Origin of the sequence: Rufibacter psychrotolerans, from assembly GCF_016924645.1 — a bacterium.
Lineage (GTDB): Bacteria > Bacteroidota > Bacteroidia > Cytophagales > Hymenobacteraceae > Nibribacter > Nibribacter psychrotolerans.
In genome coordinates, this window is the sequence record NZ_JAFFJV010000008.1 from 72,805 (window position 1) to 96,568 (window position 23,764).

Here is a 23,764-nt window from a genome sequence, read left to right on the forward strand (position 1 = left end):
CAAGCCGCCACCTCCGGAATGCTCCAATTCACCAGCCCTGCAGAATGGTCTCCATCACCAGCCGTTTACACCCTAGTTCTGCCAAAATAGCCCAGAAACCTACCTGCAGGGCTACAACCTCTGTAGGCTGATGCAGATCTATGCGTTCTTAAGGGCAGGTGCTAGCGCTTGATGACCAGCCGGTGCACCACAGGGCCTTGGTCGGTTTGCAGGTAAAGCAGGTGCAGGCCCGGGGGCAGGGCGCGTACGTCCAGTGTCCAGCCGTGGGCAGCTTTGAGGGGCTTCAGCTGGGTTGTTTTCTTGCCGGTTACCCCCACCGCCTGCACCGACAGCAAGCGTACCGAGGCCGGGGCCTCTATGGTCACCAGGTCCGTGGCCGGATTTGGCCGGAAGGTGAGCTGCTGCGCTTGGCCTTCGGGAGTTCCAGTGAGGGTTGAGACAGCCACCTCATTGGAGGCCAGGCTGCTTCCCCCGGCGGGCTCCTGCATGGCGGCGTAAATGCGGTAGTGGTACTGCTGGTTCAGGTCAAGTCCCTGGCCGTTGTTGTTGTCCAGGAACGTAGAGGTGCCCGCGGGCACCGTGCCCACCAGCGTGTACCCCGCCGAGGCGGGAATGCCCACCTGGCAGGCCGTGGGCGAGAAGGCCGAGGCGTTCACCTTGCGGTAGATGTACATGCGACCAAAGTTGGGGCAGGTGTAGTTTTGCCAGGTAAGCCGCACGCTGTTGCCGCCCTGCGGAACCGCCGAGAGGAGCACCGGAGGCGGGGCCACTACCGTGACGTTCCAGGTTTGCACGTGAGCCAGCTTGGTAGCGCCCGCCGAAGGCTGGTCCTCGGCCCTGAACACTACCTGGTAAGGAGCCCGGCGCACGTCTTCACACCTGGGCTGCCACTGAAAGGCGCGCGTAACGTCATCTACCCGGGGAAATTCAATCCTGGACATCATCTCGCCATACACCAGGACTATGGTAGGATCATTGTCTGGGTCCCGGGTCATGACGGGGGCCTGCAGCAGGGTGCTGGCCACCGCGCAGGTATCGCGGGGAGCTGTTATAACCGGCGGACGGTTGCCGTTCTCGCCTATCAGGAGTTGCATGTCGCGCACAATTTGCCCAATGAGGCGCCCGTCGCGCCACTCTTCCACCCCCAGGGCAATGTTGTATTCGCCCAGAATGCCTGGGGTGTTCCAGGTGAGCTGGCCGGTGATTGGGTCCAGGGTGTAGCCGGTGGGGCTACCGGGTTGCTGGGGACCCAGGAAGTGCTCCAGCCCCCTGAACCCGGGGGCGGTCTGCACAACGGGGTTTCCGCAGGGGTCAAAGCTGTTGCTGGTTTTGAGCGGCACCAGTTTGTACGCCAGGCTGTCGCCGTCTGGGTCATACGCCACCGGGTTGTGCACCAGCGTCTGGTTCCGGACGGCGGCTTCCAGGGGAGCCTGCGAAAACATGGGTGAGCGGTTAACCCCCAGGAAGGGATCAACGGTGACCGTGGTCTGCAGCGTAAAGACTTGCTGGACGGAGGTGTTGAGGTTCACCACCCCCATATTTCGGCTCATGGCCACGTAGGTGACCGTGTATGTGCCGGGGCCCGGAAACGTGTGCTCAAAGTGGTACTCATTCACCAGGGTGTTGTTCTGGCCGTTGGCCAGAATGGTTCTGGACGTGCGGGCAACTTCCTGGCTGGTGCAGTCGCCAAAATAGAGGCGGGCCGAAAGATCCTCAAAGGCAGGCGGAGCCACGGTATAGGTGACCAGGGTAAAGTGGAACTTCAGAGGGTTGCGGTCCGGTCCGGTTTCTCCCTTTGCCAGAATATTCCCGGCCCTGATGTGGGTTGCCCCAGCCTGAAGAGCCGTGAGAAGAAGCGCCAACAGCAGGAGAGGCCAGCCAAGGGCCCTTTGGTTTTTGGGGGGTAGGGGTGTTGCCATGAAGCTCAGGAGTTGGGGATGGAACAAAAGCAACCGGTTTACCAGAAAGGTAGAGAAGTTGCCGGCAAACGCAAAATACAACTTGTAGTTTTTGAATATTAGTTTGTTATACGCAGGTAGCCCCCGCTTGGCTTACCCTGGTACTTTGAAATAGATTATCTTGCTCCCCGTTTGCCGGGTGTTTTCGGAAAACCTGGCCCAAACTAGAACCAGTAGCCCATGCTCGTCTTTTTTGTTCTGTTGTACCTGGTGCTCAACGTGCTGGTGGGGCTCTGGGCCGCCCGGCGCGTGCACAATACCTCTGACTTTATGCTGGCCGGCCGGGCCCTGCCGCTGCCCATGGCCACTGCCGTGGTGTTTGCCACCTGGTTTGGCTCCGAGACCATTCTGGGCGCCTCGGCCGAGGTTGCCGAGGAAGGCCTGATGGGCATGGTGGAAGACCCCCTGGGCGCCGCCCTGTGCCTGGTGCTGGTGGGCCTGTTTTTCGCCAGAAAGCTGTACCGCATGAACCTGCTCACCTTCGGCGATTTTTACCGGATCAAATTTGGCCGTTCGGCCGAGGTGGTGGCTTCCGTCTGCCTGGTGGTGTCATACTTCGGGTGGGTGGCCGCGCAGATGGTAGCCCTGGGCATTGCATTCAACCTGCTGCTGGGCACCACGTTGGTGCAAGGCGTTCTGGCGGGGAGCTTTCTGGTGGTGCTCTACACGTACTTTGGCGGCATGTGGAGCGTGAGCGTCACCGATTACGTGCAAACCATCATGATCATTCTGGGTCTGCTGGTGGTAACCTGGTGGGTGATGCGCGAAAAGCCCCTGGCCGAGGTTGCCGCCACGCTTCCCCCGGATTTTTACCGGCTCACGCCGAAGGAGGGCACTACTTTCTCGGGTTGGCTCAACTACCTGGCCCTCTGGATGACCATTGGCCTGGGCTCCATTCCGCAGCAGGACGTGTTTCAGCGGGTCATGGCGTCTAAGTCTGAAAACGTGGCGGTGGGGGCCTCCCTGCTGGCCGCGTTTCTGTACGTGACGGTGGCCCTGTTGCCGCTTATTCTGGCCATTTACGCCAAAGTGCTGCACCCAGAACTAGCCTCTAAAGACGCCCAGATGCTGGTGCCCAGCCTGATTCTGGGTTCCAGCCCCTTGCTCATCAAGGTACTGTTTTTCGGGGCCCTTATTTCGGCCATCATTAGTACGGCCAGCGGCGCTATCCTGGCCCCAGCCTCCATCCTGAGCGAAAACCTCCTGCGCCCCCTCTTCAAAGAAATGACCGACAAAAAACTGCTGGCGCTGTCCCGGGCGAGCGTGCTGGTGGTGGCAGTGATTTCCCTGGGGTTTGCCTTGTCCCGCAGCAACATCCATGAACTAGTCAGCGAGTCATCGGCACTGAGTCTGGTAAGTCTGCTGGTGCCCCTGGTAGCCGGAATTTACCTGAAACAAGCCTCGGCCCGTGCCGCTATCCTGTCCATGGTGCTGGGCATGGGCACCTGGCTTTTTTGCCGAATTTCTGGAACCGAGGTGGAGCCTTTGTGGTACGGGTTGGCCGGAAGTGTGCTGGGGTATCTGGCTGGAATGGTGACCCAACCCCTGGCCCTGACCCAAAGAGAATCAGAACCCCTTGACACAGTTTAGCGCCGTTTTACGGAAAGCAGGCCTTAAACAGAAATGTAGCGGCGTAACCCTGTTACGCCGTGATTCCCTACCGAAGTACGTTTCCCATTCTTCGGCACATTTTCCACGGAGGTAGGTAGATCTTCACTGGGAAAGCGTCTTATTCTTCATCGCTGGCGCGAGCGTTCCGCTCGTGTCCGCACGCATTCCTGGTGAGTTAATGAATTCATAACTCAGCACCACTCTCTCTGTCATCCTGAAAGGATCTTGGTGGCGAACGGCAAATTCGTTTCTTCCAAGCTTTTCTAATTCGCCCACCAGATCTTTCCAAGATGACAGAATGGGTTCGGAAACATTGGAAGAGCCGGAGTTCCGAAGTTCAAAAAGGGAAGCGCAGAACACTCAGCAATGCGTGCGGACACGAGCTGCAAGCTCGCGCCAGCGGGAAATAAAACCGCAAAAGCCCTCACAGGTTTTCAATACCTGTGTGGGCTTTTGCGGTTTTAGCCTGTTTTCAGCAAAACGAGCCGTAAACGGATTATGCCAGCAACTCAGCAATCGCCTTATCTACTTTCTCAAACTGGAAGCCGCTCAGTACCTCGTCCATCAAGCCTTTAATCTTCTCAGTGCACAAGTTGCCAATGCTACCCTCGTGCGTGTGGTTCAGCGTTTCCGGCCGTTCAAATTCCCCTTTTTCAATGGCTAAGCCTACGTTTTTGTACGCATCTCTAAACGGCACACCGTTGAGCACCTGGTTGTTTACCACTTCCACGCTGAAGAGGTACTGGTATTTCTCATCTTTCAGGATGTCTTCGTTTAGCTTCAGGTGCGGCAACATGAACGTCATCATCTCCAGACAATTCCTAATTTCGCCAAAAGCCGGGAAGAAGCTTTCTTTGAGCAACTGCAACTCACGGTGATAACCGGAGGGCAGGTTGCCCAACAGCATCTGAATCTCGGTGGGTAGGGCTTGTAGGCGGTTGCACTTGCCGCGCATGATTTCAAATACGTCGGGGTTTTTCTTGTGCGGCATGATGCTGGAACCGGTGGTCAGTTCATCGGGCAAGGTCACGAAGGCGAAGTTCTGGCTCATGTACAGGCATACGTCCATGGCCATGCGGCCGAGGGTGCTGGCAATAGACGCAAGGCCCATGCTCACGCTGCGCTCGGTCTTGCCACGGCCCATTTGCGCGTACACCACGTTGTAGTTCAGTGCCTCGAAGCCCAGCAAATCCGTCGTCATTTGGCGGTTGAGTGGGAACGAACTTCCGTACCCAGCCGCCGAGCCCAACGGGTTCTTGTTGCTGATTTTATAGGCCGCTTGCAGAATTTGTAGGTCATCTACCAGACTCTCGGCGTACGCGCCAAACCATAGCCCGAACGAAGACGGCATAGCTACCTGCAGGTGCGTGTAGCCTGGTAGTAAAATATGCTTGTTCTTTTCGCTGAGCTCCTGTAAGGTGTTGAACAGGGTGTGCACCGCTTCAACCGTCTCACGGATTTCATGGCGGATGAACAGCTTGAGGTCTACCAACACCTGGTCGTTGCGGGAACGGCCGCTGTGGATTTTCTTGCCTGCCTCGCCCAAACGGCGCGTCAGAAGCAGCTCCACCATAGAGTGCACGTCTTCCACACCGGCCTCTATTTCAAACTCGCCGCGCTCAATGGTTCTGTAAATCTCCTTGAGTTCGCGCTGCACGGCGGTCAGGTCTTCCGGTTCCATCAACCCGATGCTCTCCAGCATGCGCGTGTGTGCCAGGGAGCCCAGCACATCAAAAGGAGCTAATTGCAAGTCCATTTCGGCGTCTTTGCCCACGGTGAATTTCTCAACGTTCTGCGCGACGGAGGTTTCTTTCTGCCAAAGTTTCATGCTAAGCGGTAATAACAGGAGTCAATAATTGTATGTAAAGGGCAATACCCTCTTCTAATTCTGAAAGGTAAATAAATTCATCGGCGGTATGCGAACGAGCCGAGTCTCCCGGACCCACTTTCACCGACGGGATGTTCAACAGCGCCTGGTCCGAGGTGGTAGGGGAGCCGTACAGGTTCCTACCCAGTTGAATGCCCGACTGCACAATGGGGTGATTCTGATCAATGCACGAAGGCCGCAAACGCGTAGAACGTGGCGTTACCCCACTTTTCACGTGCTCCCGAATGATGCTCAACACTTCCTCAGGCTGATAGGCATCGGTCATGCGCACATCCACGGTAAATTTGCATTGATCTGGCACCACGTTGTGCTGTGAGCCTGCCTGAATGATGGTCACGCTCATTTTCACCGGACCTAGGAAGCTAGACTCCTTTGGGAAGCGGAATGTGCGGAACCACTCAATATCAGGCAATGCTTCATAGATGGCATTTAAACCTTCCTCGCGGGCAGCGTGGCCGCCTTGTCCGTGGGCCATGCAATCTAGTACCATCAGGCCTTTTTCGGCCACAGCCAGGTGCATCTGGGTAGGTTCCCCCACAATGGCAAACTCCAAGTCACCCAGTTCTGGGTACACCAGTTCAATGCCGTTTCTTCCCGAGATTTCTTCCTCAGCCGTAGCGGCCAGCACTAGGTTATAGGTTAAATCCTGACGCTCATAAAAGTGCAGGAACGTAGCGATGAGCGACACCAGGCAACCACCCGCATCATTGCTACCCAAACCAATGAGTTTGCCGTCTTGCAAGGTAGGCGTGAACGGGTCAAAGGTCCAACTGGGGTGTGGCTTTACGGTATCATGGTGCGAGTTCAGCAGTACCGTAGGCAGGGCCGTGTTGTAGTACTTGTTAAACGCCCAAACGTTGTGCTCCCTGCGGTGAATCTCCACGCCTCTGGCCTGCAAAAACTGCGCAATTGCCTCCGCCGTTCCTGCCTCCTCACGGCTGAAGGATTGGATGGAGATAAGTTGCTGGAGTAACGCGAGGGCGTCTTGGTATAAGGTATTGTTCATTTCTATTTCTTTTTCCGCTGGCGCGAGTTTGTAACTCGTGCCTACAGATGATGAGTAGTCTTTGACTACTCTCGCTGTGTAGCAGCGACTTCACGTATTGCTGAAGTGAGCATTTCCAGCTCGTGGTTCCCGGCGAGTCTGGAGACTCGCTTCATCCTTTGTCACGAGACTTCAGTCTCGCGCCATTTATTTGAGTTTTGAGCCTATTTTTGGAAAAACAGGCCAAAACCAGCAATGCGTGGAGACAAGGCGGTGCCTGGTCTCTACTTTTCGTCTGTATATAACTTTTCCGCTTTGTTAGCCGAAGTCCGGATGCCTTTGATCATGGCAGAGCTAAAGCCGTTGTGCTCCATTTCGTTCAGACCGGCAATGGTGCAGCCTTTTGGCGAAGTCACTTTGTCAATCTCGTTCTCTGGGTGACTCCCGAAGTGCAGCAGGAGGGAAGCGGCGCCTTTGGCTGTCTGAGCGGCCATACGAAGAGCATCTCCAGCATGGAACCCGATCTCGGTGCCGCCCTGGGCCGCCGCCCGGATAGAACGTAAAAAGAAGGCAATGCCGCAAGCCACCAGCGCCGTAGCTGAGGACATGAGTTCTTCCTCAATTTCCACGGTTTCGCCCACGGCGGAGAAGATTTCTTTCACCAGCTTAATGTTTTCAGGCGAGGCGTTCTTGCTGGTAATGCATGTCATAGACTCCCGGATGGCGATAGCTGTGTTGGGCATAGCACGCACCACTTCCACCACTTTGCCCAAACGGGTAATAATGTCTGTTACAGCCACACCAGTCACGATGGAGATGAACAGATGGCGGCTCGGGTCTATGCTCTCCGAGATGTTGTCCAGCACGCTATCCAGTTGCTGCGGCAGGATACTCAGGACTACAATATCAGCATCGGCTACGGCCAGGGCGTTGTTGCTGGAGGCGCGGTAGCCTTGCTCCACCATTGCATCCAGCAGTTTGGTGTTGCGGCGGGTTAGGGTGATGTCCTCGGCGCGGTATTTCCCGGAGGCCACCATGCCTTTCGCCAGCGCGATGCCCATGTTTCCGCCGCCCAGAATGGCTATTTTCTTGTACTGTTCACTCATATCTCTTTAGGTTGCAGCCGGCACACCGGCATCGGTACAAATGTTCTCCCTGCAAGAAAGGTATTTTGCAGTTTCCTCAAATCGTTTCCGGCTTGTTTTCTGAAAATCAGGCTGAAAACGAGATTTAGCGCAGACGCTTGCAGGTCCTTGCGCACGCTACGAGGTCTTTGGAGCAGGCGTCTGCTGCGTGGTGTTTGGCTAAACCTGTGAGGTTTCCAAAACCTCACAGGTTTTTGCATTTAATGCCTGTTTTCTGAAAATTGGGTCGAAAACGCAGTACTTAGCATTAATGCTGATTTACTTGACCTCGTAGTGTGCATAGCTCCTACGAGTGTCTACAGCGTGATCCTCGTTCCCGCCTTTTCACCTGCTGCTATTCCCTTGATTTCCGCTGCATCTCCAATAATGACTGCTTTCACGCCCTGCTGAAGCGCGGCAAACGCATTATCCAGCTTGGGCAGCATCCCCGCGAAAATGGCACCTTGCTCTTTCAGTTCAGCATAATACTGCGGTTGCAGGTGGTGAATCACGCTGGTTTCATCCTCTACATCTAGCAGCACGCCTTTCTTCTCGAAACAGTAAATCAAGTTTACCTCAAACTGGTGGCTCAGCGCTACGGCCAAAGTGGAGGCGATGGTATCGGCGTTGGTATTGAGCATGTTTCCCTGGCCGTCATGCGTGAGCGCCGCGAAAACCGGAGTCAAGCCCTGCTCGGCCAAAGAGGCCAGGAACGTCACGTTCACCTGTTCAGGGCTTTCCACATCGCCTACAAAGCCGTAATCAATGTCTTTCACCAGGCGTTTACGGGCCGGAATAACATTGGCATCAGCACCTGTCAAGCCGAGGGAATTACAGCCGCGGGCCTGCAGTTGCGCCACCAGGTTTTTGTTTAGTAACCCGCCATAGACCATGGTGACCACGCGCAGGGTATCAGCATCGGTAATGCGGCGACCGTTCACCATGTTGGGTTCAATGCCCAACTGTTTGCTCAGTTCCGAAGCAATTTTCCCGCCGCCGTGCACCAGCACTTTCGGACCTTGTACTGAGGCGAAATCAGTGAGGAATTGTTCCAGCTGCGCCGGGTTGTCCAGCACGTTTCCCCCTATTTTGATGACGTTGATTTTGGTAGACACTTGGTGTTAGGTTTTCTGCCGCTGGCGCGAGCTTGCAGCTCGTGTCCGCACGTATTTCTGATGACTAATTATGGACATCCTGAAAGGATCTTGTGTGCGAACTAATAAAGCCTTTCCAAGCGGTACTACTGTTGGCAACCAAGATCTTTCCAAGATGACATTGAGAGGATGAATAATGTATGCAGGAATGCGTGCGGACACGAGCTGCAAGCTCGCGCCAGCGACTCCTTTTATTGAATGCCTTCTAGCAACCGCTTCAGCACCGCTTGGGCGGCGAATTCACGGTTGGCGGCTTCGTGCACTACCAAGGAGTTCGGGCCGTCCAGAATTTCATCGCTGAGTTCCACGTTGCGGCGAACCGGCAGGCAGTGCATCACTTTGGCGTTGTTGGTGTTGGTCAAGTGCTGATTGGTAAGCATCCAGCTGGCGTCTTGGGTGAGCACCTCACCATAGTTGGGCTGAAAAGTGGACCAGTTCTTCACGTAGATGAAATCGGCGCCTTCCAGGGCTTCCTGCTGGTTGTAGGTGATGGTGGCGCCGTTGGTGAACTGTGGGTCCAGTTCGTAGCCTTCTGGATGTGTAATCACAAAGTCTACATCCGCGGCGCACATCCATTCGGCAAACGAGTTGGGTACGGCCTGCGGAAGCGCTTTCACGTGGGGAGCCCAGGTTAATACCACCTTTGGGCGACGGCCTTTGGGGGCGTGCTCGGTGATGGTGATTAGGTCAGCGAGGCTCTGCAGCGGGTGGCGGGTGGCAGATTCTAAACTCACAAACGGCACGTTGGCGTACTGGATGAACTTCTTCAGGATCTCCTCGGAGTAGTCTTCCTCCACGTTCTGCAGCTTCGGGAAAGAGCGCATGCCCAGCACATCGCAGTATTGGCCCATTACGGCGGCGGCATCTTTGATGTGCTCCACGGTGGTGCCGTTCATAATGGCCCCATCCTGCGTTTCCAGCGCCCAGCCTTCCTGCCCCATGTTCATCACCATCACGTTCATGCCCAGACTTTGGGCGGCTTTCTGCGTGCTGAGGCGCGTCCGTAAACTAGGATTCAGGAAAATAAGGCCCAAGGTTTTGTGTTTGCCTAGACTTTCATGAGCATAAGGGTGCTGCTTCAACACCAGCGCTTCCCGCACCAGTGACTCTAAATCTTCTACGTCGTGAACGGAAGTGAATTGCTTCATTTTATTGATGGTATCATGTATCGAGTATCAGGTAGCACGACACAAGTATTGTAAAATCGTTTGTCCTAAATGAATTGAGTTGAAAATACAAAATCAACTAAAAGTCTTGATACCTGCTACTTGCTACTTGATACCAAATTTGCAAACGCCTCTAAGAATCTATCCAACTCGGCCTGTGTTACGTTCAGGGCGGGCAGAATGCGTATGGTGTTTTTGTTGGAGGCGGAGCCGGTAAAGATGCGGTATTCGTCCAGCAGGGCCTTGCGGAGGGGAGCGCAAGGGTTTTCCAACTCAATACCTACCATCAGGCCTTGTCCTCGAACTTCTTTTACACCTGGCAAGGCTTTGGCTTTTTCCATCAGGTACTCACCCATTTTGGCGGCGTTCTCTACCAGGTTCTCCTGCTCCATCACTTCCAGTACTGCTAAGGCAGCAGCGCAAGCCAGGTAATTGCCCCCGAAGGTGGTACCCAGCATGCCGTGTTTGGCTGGAATCTCAGGAGAAATCAACACACCTGCTACCGGGAAACCGTTGCCCATGCCTTTGGCGATGGTGATTAAGTCTGGCTTGATACCCGCGTGCTGGTGCGCGAAGAATTTACCGGAACGTCCGTACCCTGACTGAATTTCGTCCAGGATCAGCAGCGCGCCGTGTTTCTTGGCTAGTTTTTCCAAATCCTGCAGAAACTGGATAGTAGGGATGTTCACACCGCCCACGCCCTGGATGCCTTCCACAATAATGGCGGCAACCTCGTTCGTAGCTAAGGCTTCTTCCACCGCAGCAGCATCATTGAAGGGTAGGAAGATGATGTTCTCGGTTTCATTCACGGGGGCCACAATGCTGCGGTCATCGGTGGCCGCTACTACCGCCGAGGTTCTGCCGTGAAACGACTTGCTGAACGAGATCACCTTCTTGCGGCCCGTATGGAACGAGGCCAATTTCAGGGCATTCTCGTTCGCCTCCGCGCCGGAGTTGATCAGGAACAATTGGTAATCTTCGTAACCGCTTAATTTGCCCAGTTTATCGGCCAGTTCCTGCTGCTGCGGAATCTTTACTGAATTAGAGTAAAAACCCATGTTGTTCAGTTGTTCGGTAAGGCGCTGCACGTAATGTGGGTGGCTGTGGCCAATGGAAATCACCGCATGGCCGCCGTACAAATCCAGGTACTCGGTGCCGTTCTCGTCCCACAGCTTGGAGCCGAGGGCCTTCACGGGCGTTATATCAAAAAGAGGGTAAACGTCGAAGAGATTCATTTTGTAGATGTAAGATTCAAGACGTAAGACATCAGACTCCAATTTCTGTCTTGGGCCTGTTTTTCTGAAAACAGCCTGGAAACGCTGTCATACTTTCATTCGCTGGCGCGAGCTTGCAGCTCGTGTCCGCACGTATTCCAGATGGCTTCTGCTGTAAAACTAAATCAGCAACGCTTGAGGACACGAGCTGCAAGCTCGCGCCAGCGGTAGGTTGGAGAGGTTCTAAAACCCGATGGCTTTCAGCTGCAAGCCAGCCCTTTCGTCCAGCCCGAACAACAGGTTCATGTTTTGCACCGCTTGGCCCGAGGCACCTTTCAGAAGGTTATCAATCATGCTAGTGATAACTAACTGATCATCGTGCTTCTCTATATATAATATGCACTTGTTGGTGTTCACTACCTGCTTCAGGTTTGGGTTCTTGTCAGTAATGAGTGTGTACGGATGGCCTTCATAGAATTGCCTGTACAATTGTTGGGCTTCTTCCAGGCTTAGGTCTGAGCGCAAATACGTAGTACACATAATGCCACGGCTAAAGTTGCCACGGTATGGCACAAAGCGGATGGCAGTATTTAAGTCTGATTGCAATGATTGCAGGCTTTTCGTAATCTCATGCAAGTGCTGGTGTCCGAACACTTTGTAGCTGGAGATATTATTATTGCGCCAGCTGAAGTGCGAGGTCTCGGCCAGTTTCTGACCTGCGCCGGTAGAACCGGTGATACCGCTTACGTGTACTTCCTGTGCTAAAGAACCATTCTGAGCGAGCGGGAGCAAGGCCAGCTGAATAGCCGTGGCGAAGCAACCTGGGTTGGCTACGTTAACCGCGGTTTTGATTTGCTCGCGGTTTAGCTCCGGCAAGCCGTACACAAATTGACGGTTACCAGAAGTTGACTTTGCCGTGAGGCGGAAGTCCTGGCTCAAGTCAATAATTTTAACTGTGTCCGGAATAGTATTAGCGTCTAAGAACTTCTTAGCATCGCCGTGGCCTACGCAAAGGAATAGAACGTCTACATCGGTGCCCAGTTCATTGGTGAAGACTAAATCAGTATCGCCTAACAAGTCTGTATGTGTGTCTGTTACTGGTTTGCCGGCCTGGCTATTGCTGTGCACAAAAGCTATCTGTACATGCGGGTGGTGCACCAGCAGCCGAAGCAGCTCACCACCGGTGTAGCCTGCTCCGCCTACTATGCCCACTTTTATAAGATTACTCTGCGCCATCTTCGCCATTGATTAAGCGGTACATCATGGTCTGGTTCCCGAAGATTTTAGAGAAACCTTTCACATCTTCGCCGGTCCAGGCGTTGTTCATCTCGCCGTACGAACCGAATTTAGAAGACATCAAATCATGCTCAGACTCAATGCCTTCTACCTGGAAACGGTACGGAGCCAGCCACACGTGTACTTTCCCGGTCACGGTTTTCTGCGTGTCGGTTAAAAACGTCTCGATGTTGCGCATGGTAGGGTCTAGAAACTGGCCTTCGTGCATCCAGTTACCGTACCAGGTAGCCAAGCTGTCTTTCCAGTATAACTGCCATTTGGTTAAGGTATGTTTCTCCAACGCATGGTGCGCTTTGATGATAACCATAGGGGCAGCCGCCTCAAAGCCAACTCTTCCTTTGATACCAATAATAGTATCACCTACGTGAATGTCACGGCCAATCGCAAAGCCACCGGCAATCTCCTGCAGCTTCTGGATCACATGCACCGGATTGTCGAATAGCTCATCGTTCAAGCCCACCGGCTCACCGTTTTTGAAGTGCAGCGTAATGCGCTCTGGCGTTTCTTTAGAAAGCTGAGTAGGGTAAGCAGATTCTGGTAGTGCCTGGTGCGAAGTCAGGGTTTCTTTTCCACCTACAGAAGTACCCCAGATGCCTTTGTTGATAGAGTATTGCGCCTTCTGGAAGTCCATCTCTACGCCCCGCTCTTTCAGGTAAGCAATTTCTTCCTCGCGCGACAATTTCAGGTCACGGATAGGCGTAATCACCTGCACATTAGGTACCAGAATGTTGAATACCATGTCAAAACGTACCTGGTCGTTACCAGCACCAGTGCTGCCATGCGCTACGGCTTCGGCACCAATCTGCTGAGCGTACTTAGCAATAGCTACCGCCTGAGAGATACGCTCGGCACTCACCGACAGCGGATAAGTGTTGTTTTTCAGCACATTCCCGAAGATGAGGTACTTCAGGCAGGTCTGGTAGTAGTTGTCGGTTTCGTCTAAGGTTACGTGCTGTTTCACGCCCAGATTCTCCGCCCTTCGGGCAATCTCGGCTAACTCCTCTTCAGAGAAGCCGCCGGTATTCACGATGGCCGAATAGATTTCATAACCTTGTTCCAGCAGGTACTTCACACAGAAAGATGTGTCTAAGCCGCCACTGAACGCGAGAACTACTTTTTTCATGTTGGTAATGAGTGATTGAGAGAATGAATTTTATTGGATGATTGAGTGATTGCATGATTGAGAGAATGAGTAAAATAGAATCTATTCACTCATTCTCTCAATCATTTAATCACTCATTGTCTTTGGGCGGAACGAACAGCATGGCCGTGCAGAGACAGTTGCTGCGGTTTTTGGCTGTGAGAATGTCAAAGTTGACGCAGCTGCGGCAGCCTTTCCAGAACTCCTCGTCATCGGTTAGTTCTGAATAGGTCACGGGACGGTATCCCAGGTCTGAGTTGATCTTCATCACCGCCAACGCTGTGGTAAGGCCAAAGATTTTCGCCTCCGGGTACTTGGTGCGGGACAGTTCAAACACCTTCTGCTTGATGCGTTTGGCCAGTCCGCTTTTGCGCAGGTGCGGCGACACAATCAGGCCCGAGTTGGCCACGTACTCGCCGTGGCCCCACGTTTCAATATAGCAGAACCCAGCCCAATTGCCTTCCCCATCAAACGCGATCACGGCTTTGCCTTCCCGCATCTTCTGAGCCACGTAGTCTGGAGAGCGCTTCGCAATGCCAGTGCCGCGGGCCTTCGCCGAAGACTCCATTTCATCACAAATCTGCTGCGCAAAGGGGGTGTGCTCCTCAGTAGCTACCACTACTGTGAAAGCGTTATTAGAAGTTTCCATGGAAACGGGTGCAATAGGCTGCAACTCTACAGCCGAAGCGTATGTACGCATTGCTAAACGTTTGAAAAAATTAAGAAAGAAATAGGGGTGCTGTTACCAACCCCAAAGGGTGGTATACAGGGATGCATCCGGTTTAGTTGTAAATCACAACCTGAGCCGGTGGCCTAGCGCCTGGATCGGGTAAGGTAAATGGGTTCACAAAAAACTGTTCTGGGAAGAACAGAAAAAAGCGCACTCCTGAAAACGGAGCGTTTTACCGTTGCCATAACAACTGATAAAAGCGACTTTTTATTCATTGACTTAGAAGGATATCGGAAAACTGGTAAGACTTCTACTGTGAGTCTCTCCACAAAGGTTTCGCATAAAAAATGAAAATACCAACGGATTGGTTCATTTTTTACTGATAATTGATTTAAAAAGTAAAGCCTTTGCCGAAAAAATGCCCCCTCTGCTTGTTTTCTGCTGATTTTAAATGTGTTTGTGGCTGTTTATGAGGTGGTTTCTGGAAAATGCAGTGAAAACGCTATGCTGGATTCTGGACTTCTGATGCCGTAGGGACAAAGCCGTGCCTTGTCTCTACCGGTTTTTCGGCGCGTTTAAATGAAAACAGGGTGAAAACCATCGCTGGCGCGAGCGTCCCGCTCGTGTCCGCACGCATTGCTGAGAAGCTTACAGTTTAGCGGTCGCATTCACTCTTCCACTCTCTTTGTCATCTTGGAAAGATCTTGTGGGCGAGCTAGAAAGACGCTGAAGAAACGACTCTACCGTTTGTTCACAAGATCCTTTCAGGATGACAGAGAGGGGGAAATTATGTGCTCAGCATACTCCAATGCTACTTTTACTATGGCACGGATTTACTTCCGTGACTTGCGATCAAAAGTCACGGAAGTAAATCCGCGCCATAGAGGTTTCAGTAAAATAGAGACATCAGGAATGCGTGCGGACACGAGCGGGACGCTCGCGCCAGCGAAAAGGAATTAGCCTAAAAACAAAAGAGCCGGGGAGTGTTTCCCGGCTCTTTTGGTGAAATAAGGTCCTAAACAGGATTAGTGGGTATGGCCATGGCAACCACAGGCCTCCCCGGCGATGCCGTAGAAGCGGGTGTTCAGGTCTTCGTGCCAGTCAAAGGTGCTGGTGTTGTTGTCCCAGTAGAACTTGCCCATGGGCTTGTTGTAGTTGCCTACTTCAGTAAGGGTTTCGGCATCGTACAGGCGTCCGTTCACCATGGTGTAGCGCACGCTCTCGGAGTTCTGGATATTTTCCAGCGGGTTTTTATCCAGCACAATCAGGTCGGCGAGCTTGCCTTGCTCTAGTGAGCCCAGTTGCTGGTCCATGCCCAGGTAGTGCGCACCGTTAATGGTGGCGGCTTGCAAAGCTTCCAGATTGGTCATGCCGCCTTGCTGCAGCATCCAGAGTTCCCAGTGGGCACCCAAGCCTTGCAGCTGTCCGTGCGCGCCCAGGTTCACTTTCACGCCTTTGTCGGTGAGGGCTTTCAAGGTACGGGACGTGGCGATGTAGCCGTCGTTGTATTCCTCATCAGGCACTAACGTCACACGGCGGGAGCGTCCGTCAATCACGGCTCTTGGCGTGAAACGCAGGAGACGGTCTTTGGCCCACACGTTTGTTTTCTGGTACCAGTAGTACTCGCCGGAGTTTCCGCCGTAATTCACGATAAGAGTAGGGGTGTAACCGGTTTTGCTGGCTGACCAAAGCTGAATCACATCGTTGTACACCGGCGCTACCGGGATGTTGTGCTCAATGCCGGTGTGGCCGTCCAGAATCATGGTCATGTTGTGGAAGAAGGTGGAACCACCCTCGGGCACCACCGACATGTCCAGTTCACGGGCGGCTTGGATGATTTGCTGGCGCTGCTCCCGACGTGGCTGATTGTAGCTTTTCACCGAGAACGCGCCCACGGCTTTCAAGCGGCGCAGGTGCGAACGGGCATCGTCCAGGCTGTTCACCACGGCTTTGAAGTTGCCATCGGCGCCGTACAGAATGGTACCGGTAGAGTAGATGCGAGGACCTACCATGTGCCCGGCTTTCACCATCTCACTCTGGCTGTATACCATCTCGGTGCTGGAAGATGGGTCGTGGGTGGTAGTCACGCCATAAGCCAGGTTGGCCAGGTAGGACCATTGCTTTTTCGGGCTCATGCCCAAACGGAACGTACCCAAGTGCGCGTGCACATCTACCAAGCCTGGCATGATGGTTTTGCCTTGCGCATCAATCACTTTGGCCCCGGCCGGAACCTGAACCGAGCCCGCGGGACCAACGGCCACAATGCGGTTTCCGTCTACCACCAAGGTGCCGTTCTCAATCACCTCGTTGCCTTTCATGGTGATAATACGGGCGTTGGTGAAGGCTACTTTGCCTTGCGGCACATCGGTGTTCAGTTGCAGGCCTACTTTGATGCCCACCGTATCGATGGGTGGAATGTTGGCCACAGCCCCGTCTACAAACTTGAAGCGGTTTTTCAGGTCATTGGTGAAGTATTCCTCGCCCAGCATCCAGTGCAGTTTCTTGCTGTCGGCGGACCAGTGCACGCTGGTGCCGGCATCGCGGGTCACGCGCGCTACGGGCACCGATTCGGTATCAGCACCTAACTCAAGACCCCTGCCGGCGGCCGGGAACGGCGCGATGTACACGTTGAAGAGCTCGGTCCAGGCTACCCATTGGTTATCAGGACTAGCCACAAACTGATTCGCGTACTTGGAGGTAAAGTGCGATTGCACGTCTTTGCCGTTCAGGTCAGCGCTTCTGAAGGCTATGCCATCGCCCTCGCCGGCCATGAAGAAAATGCGGGAGCCATCGCGGTTGAAGCTAGGCGATACGCCTTGTTTCTGCACCAAGGTAGCGGCTCCGCCTTTAACCGGAATCACGTAGATGCCCGGGTCTTTGGCAAAGGTGTAGCCTTGGTGGTCGTTACCTCGGTCTTTCTGGAACACAATCTGCTTGCCATCCGGCGAGAAAGCCGGATTGGTGAAGAAGCCTTTCTCCTGTGTGATTTTGCGCGGTTTTTTAGAATTTAAGGCTAAAACGTACAGGGCGCCGTGCTTGTCATCGTCCCAGGTACTGTACACGATTTCCTTGCCGCTCGGGCTGAAAGCGGGATAGAACTCAAAGTCGGTGCCGTTGGTAAGGCGCTCGGGTTTTCCGTTGGGCAGCTGCTTTTTCCAAAGGTACCCGGCCGCGTTAAACACCAGCGTTTTGCCGTCCGGTGAGGTAACCGCGTTGCGAATCATTTTGGAGGTGAACTGCTTGGGCGCTACTTCCTCGGGCTTGGCAATGTGCCGCACGGCTTCGGCCAGGGAATGCTGCGCCGAGGCGGTAAACGGAATTTCCTTGGCGTTAGCCTTGGCCACGTCTACGTTCCAGAGTTTGCCCTTGGCCCACACAATAATGTTCTTGCCGTCTGGCGTGAAATCAAAGTTAGGGTACACGCCAAAAATAGCCCAGGCTTCCTGCTGGTCTTTGCTCAGTTGGTCGTACACGGGGCGCTCCTCGCCGGTGGCCAGGTTGTGCACGTAGAGCACGGTTTTGGTGCGTACGCGGCGCACGAAGGCCAGCGTTTTGCCATCGGGCGAAAGAGTAGGGCGCATGGCGCTTCCGTTTCCGCCAATGATGTTCTCAATTTCGCCGGTCTGGCGGTTCACCCGCCGGATGATGTAAATCTGTCCGTTGGGGTCTTTGTTGTACTCAAAGGTGGTGCCGCCGCTCATGTCCTCGGCAAAGTACACGTACTTGCCGTCCGGCGATACGAAGGGCTCGCCTACGTCTTGCTGCTCGTTTTTGCGCTTGGTGAGCTGCATGCCGGTACCGCCGCTGAAATGGTATTGCCAGATTTCACCGGCCCCCAAAGAGCGCTTTTCGGTGAAGTGCTTGCGGGCGATGATATACTGGCCATCGGGCGTCCAGACGGCGTTGTTCAGCAGCCGGAAGTTCTCTTTGGTGATGGCTTTGGGGTTTGCGCCGTTCGCGTCCATGACCCAGATGTTGTCACCGCCTTCTTTGTCTGAGGTGAAGGAGATTTTCTTGCCATCGGGGCTGAAGCGGGGCTGCACCTCGTAAGCCGGTCCGCCCGAGAGCAACGTGGCCTGACCACCCGTGATGGGCAGTTTGTAGATGTCCCCCAGTAAGTCGAAGACAATTTCTTTGCCGTCCGGGCTCACGTCCAGGTTCATCCAGGTGCCTTCAGAAACAGCGATGTTGATTTGTTTGGTAGGTCCGTGATTCTCGGTCACAGACCATTTCTTTTTGTCTTCCTGCCCCTGCGCCATGCTTGAGAAGCCACACGCCACAGAGAGGAAAAGAAGAAAGGGTTTACGCATTGTTTGTTTTAGATGTGTTTTCCAAAAATAGGCAGAAAAACGGACTGCTTCCCTACCAACGAAAAAACGGGGCGCTTATGCTTCAGACCCATAGGAAAATGCTGCTAACTATAAACAACAAAAGGGCGCTGCAGCAGCGCCCTTTTGTTAGGGGTAAAACCTAGCTGAGCTTGGTTACAGGGTGCCTCCCCAGGCGGTCTCGTTGAACGGAACCCGTAACTGCGCCCACACCTGGTCTCCGGTCCGGTCCAGCGGAAGTTGGTTCAGGCGGTTGTACCTCCGCATGTCTACCCAGCGGTGGCCTTCATACCAGAGGGAGTACTGGCGCTGTTTCAGCATTTCGTTGATCAGGGCATCTTTGCTGGCTCTGGGGCCAGCGTACGGGGCCAGGTCGCCGGCCACCGTCCGGATGGTGTTCAGTGCCGAGATGGCGTCTTCATACTGGCCCAACTGGATTTTGGCCTCGGCATAGATCAGGATCAACTCCTCGTTCCGGATGATGGAGATAGGCGTGGTGTTGGTGGCGTACAGGGTAGGATCGTGGGTACCGGTCAGGTCGCCCAGGGTTCTGGGTGTCGTACGCGGCTCTGTTTTCTCCTCTACCCGCCGGTCACCGGGCTCGGCGTTGGCCAGAAAACTGGGATGCACAAAGGCCAACGTGGGCGAGTTAGCGTTCCGGTTCTGGTAATAGTAGTTGAACACGTCTGGCGCGGCGCCGAAGGTGTGTCTGGGCCCCACCGCAAGGTCAGCGGGCGTGGCAGCGTTCAGGTTCAGGAAAGATTCATTGAGAGCGGCCAAGGCCCCTGCCCAGTCTTCCTGGTACACTGCCACCCGGGCAGTAAGGCCCCGGTTGAACTGCCGGAAAGTGGTGGGCGTGTTAAAGCCCGAAAACCCGCCGGGCAAGGTGAACGCGAAAGCAGTGCCCGCGTCGTTCAACTCGGTGGCAGCCAGGTCAAGCCTTTCCCTAATCTCCGCCAGGGCTTCATCATAGGGCACAAACGGGCCGGGGCCCGGATTGCGCGGATCGTTGGGGTTGCCGTACTCAATCCGGATGCCGTTTTCGCCCATCAGGTTAAGCAGGTGCAGCATGGCCCAGGCCTGTACCGTGTTGGCAAAGCCGCTCACGCCTTTCTTCTCTTCCTCAGAGAGGAAGGTGCTGCGCTGGCTGGCTTCCTGCAGGTTCTGGGCGGCCCTACGGGCCAGCGAAATCTGGTTGAAGGCCCCCACGCTGTAGAAGGAGATATCGTCCAGCGGACGGGCCCCCAGCAAGTCATTGTACCACTTGCTCTCATTGGTGGCCAGCACGTAGACCTCGCGGCCCAGCACACCGGTTACCTGATTGTAAGGGGCGTTGCTGCCGTAGGCGTTGCGCATCTGGGCCACCACGCCCACCGCTAACTGATTGATCTGCGACCGGGAAGGATTCTGGATAGACTCAATGGCGGCCCGGTTGGGGTCCTGGGAGTCGTCTACCTCAAAGTAGCTGCAGGAGGTACCGCTGAGCAACAGCAGGCAAGCGGCATATATAGATACTCTTATACGTTTCATGTTCTGGAGCTTTGGGGTTTGCTAAAAGTCAAAGGATAAGTGGAAGAACACGCGCTTGGTGTTGGGGAAAGACCCCACGTCTACCTGCGCGCCCAGGGGCGTGTTCCCGAAGTTGGACACCTCAGGGTCAAAGCCCTCATAGTCGGTCACGGTGAACAGGTTGTTGGCCGAAACCCCTATTCTGGCGTTCTGCACATAGCCCTTGAAAAGACTCTGCCGCACCACGCTGGGGAGGCTGTAGTAAAGGGCCACCTCGCGCAGGCGCAGGTAAGAGCCGTCCTGGATGCGGTACCTGGCCGAGGCCCCCGTTCTTTCTTCGCCGTTCACCACGCCGTCGCCGTTGTCATCCTCAGACCAGTCATGGGTGGTCCCGCCTTCGTCGCGCAGCAGCATGTTCAGGTTGCTGATGTAGCCGCCTTCTTTCCAGTGGAGGAGGAACGAAAGGTCAAAGTTCTTCAGGAAGGTGAGCGTATTGGCGAAACTCATCTGGAAGTCGGGCTGGGCCTCTTCATACCGGGTGTACCCGGTGGGGTGCTCGGGCACGCGCGGGTTGCCGTACCAGCGGGTGGGTGACTCGCCCAGCATGAAGAAGTTGGTACCGTAGGCGGCGCCAAACCCGGTCCTGAACTCCTGCACCGGCACGTTGATCTTGGTTACCTTGGTGCGGTTGTGCCAGTACTGCACAGACCCGCTCCAGGAGAAATTCTCGGTCTGGATGGGGGTGTAGCCTAAGCTCAGCTCTACTCCGCGGTTGCGCAGGTCGCCCAACGGGAAAGCCTCAATCTGGGTGATACCGGTACTGTTAGGAATCTGAAAAATACCAATCAGGTCTTTCACCTCTTTGTTGTAGTAGGTGGCCTCCAGGGTGAGTTTGTTGTCAAAGAAGCCCAGGTCAATGCCCATTTCCAGTTCCTGGGCGCGCTCTGGCTCAATGGCCTCGTTCCCGATGATGAGCGTGGGAACAATCCCGATCATGCCCCCGATGATGTGCGGGTCAAACGACACGAAGGTGGCGCCGTACACCGGCATGCCGCCGGTCTCGCCGTAGGCGGCCCGCAGTTTTACCTGGTTTATCTGCTCAACGGGCCAAAAACCGAAGTTGGCCAGGTTCACGGCCAAAGACGCCTTGGGGAAGGTGTAGAACTTCTCATGGTCGCCCAGCAGGCTGGATTTGTCAAACCTGATGCCCAGCGTACCAATGATTTTGTCTTCAAAGTTTACCTCCTGCTGGCCAAAGATGCCCACGTCCTGGTAAGAGGTGAGGCGCTGGTAGCGGGAGGGAACCTGGGCGTTGTTGGGGTTGCGCTGCTCGGCAATGAGGCCCAGCCCTTGCTCGTGGCTCAGGTCGGTTTCATTGGTGAGGCGGCTGGTGCCCACCTGCGTGGTCATGTGGAACCGGTTGTCCAGCAGGTTATAGTTATACACCAGGGCGGTCTGCAGGTTGGTGTTGAACACCCGCGAGCGCGAGTTCCTGACGGCACCCGGGTTGGCCAAATCCCGCTGCGACTGCAAATCTACCGGCAGGTAGAGTTGGTTCTCGGTGTTGGAATAGTCAATGCCCCCGGAGATGGAGAACCGTAACTGGCTGTTTTCCTCATTGATGAGGTTAATGTCAAAGGTGCCCGCCTGGATGAAGCGGTTGGTTTGTTCATCGTTCACGGCCCTTTCCACAATGGCCAGCGGGTTGTCGCCGGTGTTGCGGGCATCGGGGAAAATACCCTGCTCGTTGGGGTGCAACTGGTGGTAGTTGGGCGTGTAGGCCAGGTTGTAGGACAAGGCAATCCCGTTGTTGTCGTTGCCCGTAAAGCCACGCTGGTTGCTAGACCTGATGTAGTTGGAGCTCAGGCTCAGGTCAAACCGGCGGGAGATCTGGTGGTCAATGTTGGCCCTGATGGAATTTCGCTCAAAGCCGGTTCTCTTCACAATGCCGGTCTCGTCGTTGCGGGCGGCGGCCAGGTAGAACTTGGTCTTCTCATTACCCCCCGATACGCTTAGCCTGGTGTTGTACACGGTACCCGTGTTCCCGAAGACTTCTTTCTCATAGTCATGCAGGTTGCCTGAGGCCGTGGCGGCCTGCCACAGGGCGGTTTCTTCGGCCAGGCGGGCGGGGTTGCTTCCGTAAATGGCCTGGAGCCGGGCCTCGTCCCAGTTAGAGGTGCCGGGCAAATGGGTGGCGGTGACAAACCCAACGTCCTGGGCCAGGTTCACGGTGGTTCTGCCCTGCCGGCCGCGTTTGGTGGTGATGATGACCACCCCGGCGTTGGCCCTGGCCCCGTAGATGGCGGCGGCGCTGGAGCCCTTCAGGATCTCAATGGTCTCAATGTCTGCCGGGCTGATGTCAGACAGGCGGTTCACCGTCTGGTCCTGGGTGGTGCGGTGCGTGGTGGAAGAGGCCCCGGTAAAGGCCGGGGAGCCGGAGCCGTTGCCCAGCTGCTCGTTGTTGGCGTACACCCCGTCAATGATGATGAGCGGTTGCGAGGCACCGGTTAGGGTAGAAACGCCCCGGAGTTGCATGGAGATACCCCCGCCGGGCGCGCCGCTGTTCTGGGAGATGACTGCACCGGCTACTTTGCCTTGCAGGGCGGCATCAACGGTCTGGGGACGGGTGCGGCCCACCAGTTCCTCGGCGGAGACCGTGGCCACGGCATTGGCCAGGTTAGACCGTTTTATGCTACTGGCCAGGCCGGTCACTACTACTTCCTCCAGTTGTTGCGCGCCACCAGACCGCATGGCCAGGTTAATGGTGGTACGGTTGCCCACCGGCACCTCCTGGGTAGCCATGCCAATGTACGTGAAAACCAGGGTGGCATTTCCGGGTACGCTAATGGTGTACCGCCCGGAGCCATCGGTGCTGGCGCCGTTGCTGGTTCCCTTTTGCACCACGCTCACCCCGGGGAGTGGTGTGCCTTCTTCAGCAGAGGTAACAACGCCGGTTACCGCAACATTCTGCGCCCATGCCTGGCCTATCAGGCAGACAAGGGCCGTCATGGTAATTAGTAAACTTTTTTTCATGGGTGTTTACGGGTTTGGTAAGCATTGTAGAATATGGTTAAAGCGTTAGAAGGGGCTTGAATTGAAAACAGTTAGATGCCTCTAACCGGTAAGCTGAATAGGTAAATGGGTATGTATAAATATATAAAATTTCTATTTCCTTCTTTGTTAAATGACAGATTTATTTAGGCGGCAAAAGGTTGCATGTGTGGATAATTAAAGTAAAAAATATATTGTTAAAATCTAATATAAGGATAGAGGAAGGAGCTTGTGAAAAGAAGGGTATCAGGCTTGTTTCCTGCTCCTTATCTTGCAAGATGATTTGGGGCCGTTTTCTGTAAAATAGGCTAAAAACGGAAGGCAGCCAGAAAGCAGTTGCCAGTGAGAGGGTTTAAAATTTTAACAATATCAATTTGCATTATCCTATAACCTTTTCGGTAAAAATAAGTTTATAGGTGTATAGGGCTACCTATATACAATGGAGGTGCTATCCTGGCTGTACCAGGTCCGGCACCCTAGGGCAATACAAACAAGATTGGCAGAAAAGAGGCAGCAGCGGTAGGTAGCCACCCACGACAAACCAACACTTTATCGGATTCCTGATCTGGCCCCCCAAGCAGAGGGCCCGGACACCTGTGGCCCCATGATGGACCCCGCCACTAGTCAGAAGCTGCCAGGCTTCAAACAGGTACTTCTTACCCGACTGCT

At 54.6% G+C, this 23,764-nt stretch carries 13 protein-coding genes and 1 pseudogene; 1 reads left to right on the top strand and 13 read right to left on the bottom strand.

Annotation, left to right across the window (positions count from 1 at the left end):
* Positions 1-161: 161 nt before the first annotated feature.
* Positions 162-1,919, bottom strand: coding sequence for a T9SS type A sorting domain-containing protein (locus JT718_RS08905; protein WP_205501883.1), 1,758 nt, complete (start codon positions 1,917-1,919; stop codon positions 162-164).
* 219 nt (positions 1,920-2,138) lie between these two features.
* Between JT718_RS08905 and JT718_RS08910 the strand changes: the two genes are divergently transcribed.
* Complete coding sequence (locus JT718_RS08910; RefSeq protein ID WP_205501884.1) at positions 2,139-3,548, top strand: high affinity choline transporter 1; 1,410 nt, start codon at positions 2,139-2,141, stop codon at positions 3,546-3,548.
* Between the two features lie 517 nt (positions 3,549-4,065).
* Here the strand turns inward: JT718_RS08910 and argH are convergent.
* The 12 genes and pseudogenes from argH to JT718_RS08970 form a co-directional block, all read right to left on the bottom strand.
* The gene (argH, locus tag JT718_RS08915; RefSeq protein ID WP_205501885.1) at positions 4,066-5,397 is read right to left on the bottom strand and encodes an argininosuccinate lyase; all 1,332 of its coding nucleotides are present in this window, start codon (positions 5,395-5,397) and stop codon (positions 4,066-4,068) included.
* A gap of 1 nt (position 5,398) precedes the next feature.
* Entirely contained in the window at positions 5,399-6,463 is a 1,065-nt protein-coding gene (locus JT718_RS08920) for a M20 family metallo-hydrolase (RefSeq protein WP_205501886.1), read from the bottom strand.
* A gap of 263 nt (positions 6,464-6,726) precedes the next feature.
* Positions 6,727-7,548 (bottom strand): pyrroline-5-carboxylate reductase, encoded by an 822-nt coding sequence (gene proC / locus JT718_RS08925; protein ID WP_205501887.1) that lies wholly within the window; start codon positions 7,546-7,548, stop codon positions 6,727-6,729.
* A 335-nt stretch (positions 7,549-7,883) separates the two neighbouring features.
* On the bottom strand, positions 7,884-8,681 hold the full coding sequence (gene argB, locus JT718_RS08930; RefSeq protein ID WP_205501888.1) for an acetylglutamate kinase: 798 nt from the start codon (positions 8,679-8,681) through the stop codon (positions 7,884-7,886).
* Between the two features lie 230 nt (positions 8,682-8,911).
* Positions 8,912-9,868: a Rossmann-fold NAD(P)-binding domain-containing protein gene (locus tag JT718_RS08935; RefSeq protein WP_205501889.1), complete on the bottom strand. Its 957-nt coding sequence runs from the start codon at positions 9,866-9,868 to the stop codon at positions 8,912-8,914.
* Between the two features lie 116 nt (positions 9,869-9,984).
* Complete coding sequence (locus tag JT718_RS08940) at positions 9,985-11,121, bottom strand: aspartate aminotransferase family protein (RefSeq protein ID WP_205501890.1); 1,137 nt, start codon at positions 11,119-11,121, stop codon at positions 9,985-9,987.
* A 222-nt stretch (positions 11,122-11,343) separates the two neighbouring features.
* On the bottom strand, positions 11,344-12,336 hold the full coding sequence (argC, locus tag JT718_RS08945) for an N-acetyl-gamma-glutamyl-phosphate reductase (RefSeq protein WP_205501891.1): 993 nt from the start codon (positions 12,334-12,336) through the stop codon (positions 11,344-11,346).
* The gene (gene argG, locus JT718_RS08950; RefSeq protein ID WP_205501892.1) at positions 12,323-13,519 is read right to left on the bottom strand and encodes an argininosuccinate synthase; all 1,197 of its coding nucleotides are present in this window, start codon (positions 13,517-13,519) and stop codon (positions 12,323-12,325) included. The genes argC and argG overlap by 14 nt, the downstream gene beginning before the upstream one ends.
* A 127-nt stretch (positions 13,520-13,646) precedes the next feature.
* Positions 13,647-14,186: pseudogene (locus tag JT718_RS08955) on the bottom strand (GNAT family N-acetyltransferase); the annotation flags it as partial.
* 1,046 nt (positions 14,187-15,232) lie between these two features.
* A complete protein-coding gene (locus JT718_RS08960; protein WP_205501893.1) occupies positions 15,233-18,517 on the bottom strand; it encodes an amidohydrolase family protein in 3,285 nt (1,094 codons plus the stop codon).
* A 174-nt stretch (positions 18,518-18,691) separates the two neighbouring features.
* Complete coding sequence (locus tag JT718_RS08965) at positions 18,692-20,065, bottom strand: RagB/SusD family nutrient uptake outer membrane protein (RefSeq protein ID WP_205501894.1); 1,374 nt, start codon at positions 20,063-20,065, stop codon at positions 18,692-18,694.
* Positions 20,066-20,086: 21 nt separating this feature from the next.
* A complete protein-coding gene (locus JT718_RS08970) occupies positions 20,087-23,077 on the bottom strand; it encodes a SusC/RagA family TonB-linked outer membrane protein (RefSeq protein ID WP_205501895.1) in 2,991 nt (996 codons plus the stop codon).
* Positions 23,078-23,764 lie beyond the last annotated feature (687 nt).